Genomic DNA, 5,564 nt, shown 5'->3' on the forward strand with positions numbered 1-5,564 from the left:
CATGACCTTTCAGCTTTTTAAAGACCGAATCAAGTCTGTTACTCAAATTTTCAAACATAGAAAAATAAACCTTAAATAACCAAACCAAAACATTGAAATTAATATATATTCTGTGGTATGTCAAGAAAATTATAAATTTAAGCAGATAAAAAAACATGGAAAATATACTGGATTTCACAAGGGATGATCTTGCGGCATGGCTTGAAAGCAAAGGCATTCGATCATTCAGGGCAGGGCAGATATTTAAGTGGATCTACATCAGGCAGGTAGATACATTTGAGCAGATGACTGATCTTTCCAAGGAACTGCGCAGGACGCTTGCGGGTTATTTTAATATCAGGCGCCTCTTTCTTGATGACAAACAAATTTCTGTTGATGGGACTGAAAAATTTTTGCATCGACTGGAGGATGGCCAACATATTGAATCTGTCTTGATTCCCGAAAAGGACCATTTTACCCTTTGCGTGTCTTCACAGGTTGGATGTGTTCAGAATTGTCAATTTTGTTTGACAGCCAAAGGCGGATTTATCCGGAATTTAAATGTCTCTGAAATGATTGCCCAGGTCAGGGATGCAAGATATTACCTGATGCAAAAAGAGCTTAATCCCTTGAAACTCTCTAACATCGTGTTCATGGGTATGGGAGAGCCCCTTGCCAATTATAAAAACCTGGTAAAGTCATTAAAGATTATCACAGACAGTGATTATGGACTTAAATTTGCACATAGGCGGGTAACGGTCTCGACGTGTGGCCTGGTTCCGAAAATTACACAATTAGGTCTGGATATCAGTGTGAATCTGGCAGTCTCCTTAAATGCAACCACTGATGCGGCACGGTCACGCTTGATGCCCATCAATAAAAAATATTCTTTAACTCAATTGTTAGAAGCCTGTCGAACCTTTACCATGAAGCCAAGAAATAAAATTACTTTTGAGTATATTTTAATGAAAGGAGTGAATGATACAAAGGCTGATGCACTCAGGCTTGTGAATCTTTTAGCACCCATTAAAGCAAAAGTAAACCTGATCCCCTTTAATGAATATGATAAAAGTAAGTTCAAACGGCCCTCAAAAAAACAAATCAGTGATTTTCTTCAGATTTTACTTGACCGAAATCTCACAGCAATTACAAGAAAGAGCAAAGGTAACGATATTTTAGCTGCATGTGGGCAGTTGAAAGCAAAATTGTATTGAATCTTTGTGGATATGATTTATAATAAGTTTATGGTTTAATGTATTCATTGCCTATAACCCTTAATTGATCGGAAAAGAAATATGTCAGATATCACTCTAGAAAACAAAAAAATTCTGATTGTTGATGATGAACCGGATGTTCTTGATTCTTTGGAAGAATTGCTTGATATGTGTGCGCTAGTCAGAGCAGAAAGCTTTGAGGAAGCAGATCATTTTCTTAAGACCCAGGATTTTGATATAGCGATTCTCGATATCATGGGTGTTGACGGCTATCAGTTGTTGGAAACCGCCACCAAGAAAAATGTTATAACAGTAATGCTCACAGCCCATGCCCTTAGCCCGGATAATATTAAAAAATCCTATCTTGGCGGTGCCTGCTCATATATACCCAAAGAAGAAATGATTGATATCGAAATATTTCTTATTGATGTACTAAGGGCTAAAGAGGAAGGGAAAAATCCCTGGACAACTTGGTACAAACGGCTTGGAGCATTTTGTGATAAGAAATTCGGTCCTGACTGGGACAAGGATGAAAAAGAATTCTGGGAAAAGATGATTTATTATTAAACAGTTACCCCCCCCCCCCCTTTAAACCAGGCTTAAAGGGGGGGGTAACATGAGTTGTTTAAACTCTGACGCCTTGATTGTTTTGACGGTGATAATATTTTCATTTTTCCTTTTTAGGATCCTTATGTCTGCAGTTTTACCCGGGTTTGATTTGGTATAGGCGGCGCAGATCATGGCCGCCGTTTGAATATTATTTGGGGTAAAGCTTCCTGTAAGAATTACATCGGGTCCGGGCATTCTGGCATGCCTCAATAAAATATCTTTGTCAATATTACAATATCTAAGCAAATGTTTGTTGTCATCTTCTGACCGTCCCACAATGACTTTTGTTTTTTGATCCAGCCGGAAGTGCCTTCCATATTTTAAGTAATACAGCTCCCTTTTATTAAATTTTTTTTGAGTATTCATCAGATCCTGGAGTCTGTCAGAAAAAATTTTATCTGTTAAAAGACAACCACCGGCAGGAGCTGGGTACTCTTTAATTCCAAAATCCCGGGCCATCTGCATTTGAATTTTTCTTGATCTGCCTGAAATATCTAAAAGCTTTTCTCTGTTAACCAGGCCATTTTGTTCGACAAGGGTTGCCGGTAATAATTTTGCACATAAAGGTCTTAAAATTCGTCCTTCAAAGCCTGAATTTTTTTCCACATACCGCAATGAATTTTTATTCTGGGATTTAGGTCTTTGGCCTAATACTTCTCCGCTGAACAGAAAATGAAAGTCTTTATTTTTCAGGACTTCACCAGCCTTGGAAAACATCAATGCATGACAGTCCATACAAGGATTCATATTTTTTCCAAATCCGGCCTTGGGGTTTTTCATCATTTCCATATAATCATCTGTGATATCGATTGTTATCAGCGGGATACCAGTCAGAAGGGATGCTTTTTGGGCTGATTCAGATGAAAAAAAAGGGGTTTCAAAGCAAATCCAGGTTACATCAATTCCCTGACGTTGGAGAAGCAGAGCAGACAGGATACTGTCCAACCCTCCGGAACAAAGGCCTAAACCTTTAATTGGGCCTTTAGCCTGATCTTTAGTTTGGCTTGAGATTTCATCAATCTTCATATATAACCATGTCTATGATATTAAATGCATCAAAAATAAAAATAATTCTTAAGACATTAAGAGACAGGTATCCCCTTGTCAAGACCCAGCTTGAACATGGAACAGCTTTTCAATTGCTCATTGCTACTATCATGTCTGCCCAGTGCACAGATAATCAAGTGAATAAAGTATCAAAAAATCTGTTTGAAAAATATCCTGATCCAGAGACTTTGGGTCATGCCCCCTTAAATGATATCAAAAAAATTATCTATTCCACGGGTTTCTATAATAATAAAGCTAAAAATATTAAAGCCTGTGCCATAGCGATGCTTGAGGAATATCAGGGTATAGTGCCCGAAGATATAGATAAACTTGTCAAGTTACCCGGAGTGGGCAGAAAAACTGCAAACGTGGTGTTGTCGGCTGCCTTTGGCCATGCAACAATCGTTGTAGATACCCATGTGTTAAGAATTAGCAGAAGGCTTGGCCTGACAGAAAAAACAGACCCTGTAAAAGTTGAGTATGAATTAATGGAGATCATACCCAAAATGTCCTGGAGTGATTTGTCCTTGCAATTGATCTATTTTGGCAGAGAAATCTGCGATGCCAAAAAACCGCTTTGCCAAATTTGTCCGCTATTTAAAGTCTGTCTGACAAAAGGAAAGGGATATAATTTTCAATGATTATTGCTTAAAATTATTAATATAGTCTATTAATCTTTGACATTCATTTTTCAGATTTAAAAGTTTGCTTTCAGTACCCTCCAAGTCATTTTCTTTTCCGGCTGATTCAAGGGCATATGCTGCCTCTGCAGCTGAGTCTGCAGCAAGATATCTTAATGTTCCTTTCAGTTTATGGGCAGACTCGTCTAATTTTTGACCATTTTTTTCAAGAATGGCACCTTTAATTTCCGCATAACGCTGTGGCCAATCCTGAATAAAATCAACAAAGCATTCATGGATGAGTTCCATGTCATCATCCATGATTTCTTTTAGTTCTTCGATATTGACGGGTTCGTCGCTGTTATCGGGTGCTGACATGCCTCACTCCTATGAATCTTTTTTTATTTCCCAGAATTCGCGGCTTTCCTCAAGAATATCACTAATATCATCATCAACTATATCATCATCAACTATATCATCATCAACTATATCATCCGGGATAAGATCATCCGTTGTATTTTCATTATCTTCAGTTTCCGAAATATGTTGCGTTTCTATATTCCCATCTTCGCTTTCATCGTGATCGCCACTTTCCTGGTCCAATTCATCATCAAAGTCATAATCCGGGAGATTAATTTCGAGATTTTCTTCAATTGTTTCACCGGTGCTTTGTTCTTTTTCAACACCTGTATCACTATCTTCAATTTCTGCATCTTCAGTGTCGTCTAGAAGTGTTTGTGGCCCAACTTCTTCCAGGGTTTCATTGATATCTATATCCTCAAGATCAAAATCCCCTGATATGAGATTTTCCTGATCATCCGGTTCATTTGTTTCTTCATCACCTGTTTTATCTGATTCAGGAATATAATTGCCTTGCCTGTCAAAAATGAGGCTGCCGCTTAACTGAATATCAAAATCCAGTCTAAAGGCAATTTCATTATTATAGACAATGATTTCGCCTCCTTTGGATGAAAGGGCTGCTGCAGCCATTCTTTTTTTTAGAATATCTTTGACCGCATTCAGGTCAAGATCATCCGTTACTGCTTCGATTAAATCTTTTTCACCATTTTTTATGACATCCGGGTCAGTAATTTTCATTGAGGTCTCCTTTTTAAAAATTATCGATATACTTCATCTGCAAAGCTGGTTTCAATAAATTTATCAAGATCAATGATTTTACCAATCTCCATGACATCATGCATATATCGTTGGATTTTATCAAGATCCTGGGCAGCCGGATAAAGACCATCCCATCTAATAGCCTGGGGTTGGGAAAATACATTTTTCAAGACTTTCGGATTCAGCCCAAGCTTTCCTTGGGGGTCCAGAAAATTTACTGCAATTCTTGAGGCCCTTATTTTATCATTTTCTATGTATTCACCGGTTTCTACGAGCAGTGACACAAATTCACGGGCAGCTTCGGGATATTTCTGAATAAAGTCTTCCTGCATGGCAACAACACAGCAGGGATGGTCTTCCCATCGGCTGGCAGAGTAGAATTCCAGATCGCCAATCTCGCCGACAATGGCTTTTGTGGCAACAGGCTCTGCCACCATAAATCCGGCTACATCTTCATTTTCTTTCATGATACCCGGCATTTTAATGGGAGGGACAACCTCGAACCGGACATTGATGGCTTTTTTCCCGGGAACACCCGGTTTAAGGCCAAGTTCTTTTAAAAACTGGTGGGCCAGCATGTGGTGAACTGACATTTTATGGGGAATGTCTACAACTTTATATTTGTAGAAGCTTTGCAGAGAATCAAATCTGTGGTCATAATGTCTGGATCTTATAAAGGTGCTTCCATTTTTATGGGCAAACAAAACCAGTTTTATCGGAGAATCATAGGCAAAAAGATCCATGGCAATGGGCGCCAATACAAATGCGCAGTCCAGCTCACCATTTTCAAGGCCTTCCTGAATAGGGTTCCACCCCGCCTTAAGGCTGGTGGTCAAATCAAAATGTTCAGGCGTAATATCGCCCTGTTCGATTCTGTGTTTCAGGGCACCCAGGGCAAGGTGGTCTGTAATCTGAATATGGGCAACATTCAGCTCGACCTTTCCACCCATCTCATGTCTCTGCTTTTGTCTCGGCG

General features: G+C 39.0%; 7 protein-coding genes. 3 read left to right on the forward strand and 4 right to left on the reverse strand.

The window, feature by feature from the left end; genetic code table 11:
• Window positions 1-155: 155 nt before the first annotated feature.
• Window positions 156-1,193: a 23S rRNA (adenine(2503)-C(2))-methyltransferase RlmN gene (gene rlmN, locus K8S13_RS05115; RefSeq protein WP_291460939.1), complete on the forward strand. Its 1,038-nt coding sequence runs from the start codon at window positions 156-158 to the stop codon at window positions 1,191-1,193.
• A gap of 81 nt (window positions 1,194-1,274) precedes the next feature.
• Window positions 1,275-1,760 (forward strand): response regulator, encoded by a 486-nt coding sequence (locus tag K8S13_RS05120; protein WP_291460940.1) that lies wholly within the window; start codon window positions 1,275-1,277, stop codon window positions 1,758-1,760.
• Between the two features lie 21 nt (window positions 1,761-1,781).
• On the opposite strand, the gene K8S13_RS05125 is transcribed toward K8S13_RS05120, so the two are convergent.
• Entirely contained in the window at window positions 1,782-2,828 is a 1,047-nt protein-coding gene (locus K8S13_RS05125; protein WP_291460941.1) for a tRNA 4-thiouridine(8) synthase ThiI, read from the reverse strand.
• 8 nt (window positions 2,829-2,836) lie between these two features.
• Here K8S13_RS05125 and nth point away from each other — a divergent pair, with 8 nt between their 5' ends.
• Entirely contained in the window at window positions 2,837-3,490 is a 654-nt protein-coding gene (gene nth / locus K8S13_RS05130) for an endonuclease III (RefSeq protein ID WP_367172533.1), read from the forward strand.
• Here nth and K8S13_RS05135 read toward each other — a convergent pair whose 3' ends face one another.
• The 3 genes from K8S13_RS05135 to K8S13_RS05145 form a co-directional block, all read right to left on the reverse strand.
• On the reverse strand, window positions 3,491-3,847 hold the full coding sequence (locus K8S13_RS05135) for an Hpt domain-containing protein (RefSeq protein WP_291460942.1): 357 nt from the start codon (window positions 3,845-3,847) through the stop codon (window positions 3,491-3,493). It abuts the gene before it with no gap.
• Between the two features lie 9 nt (window positions 3,848-3,856).
• Window positions 3,857-4,567 carry a hypothetical protein gene (locus K8S13_RS05140; protein WP_291460943.1) on the reverse strand — a complete coding sequence of 237 codons (711 nt, stop codon included), beginning with the start codon at window positions 4,565-4,567 and terminating at the stop codon, window positions 3,857-3,859.
• 20 nt (window positions 4,568-4,587) lie between these two features.
• Window positions 4,588-5,564: ABC transporter substrate-binding protein (locus K8S13_RS05145; RefSeq protein WP_291460945.1), on the reverse strand; the 977-nt coding region annotated here is incomplete at its 5' end.

The sequence above is a fragment of the Desulfobacula sp. genome, from assembly GCF_021107415.1.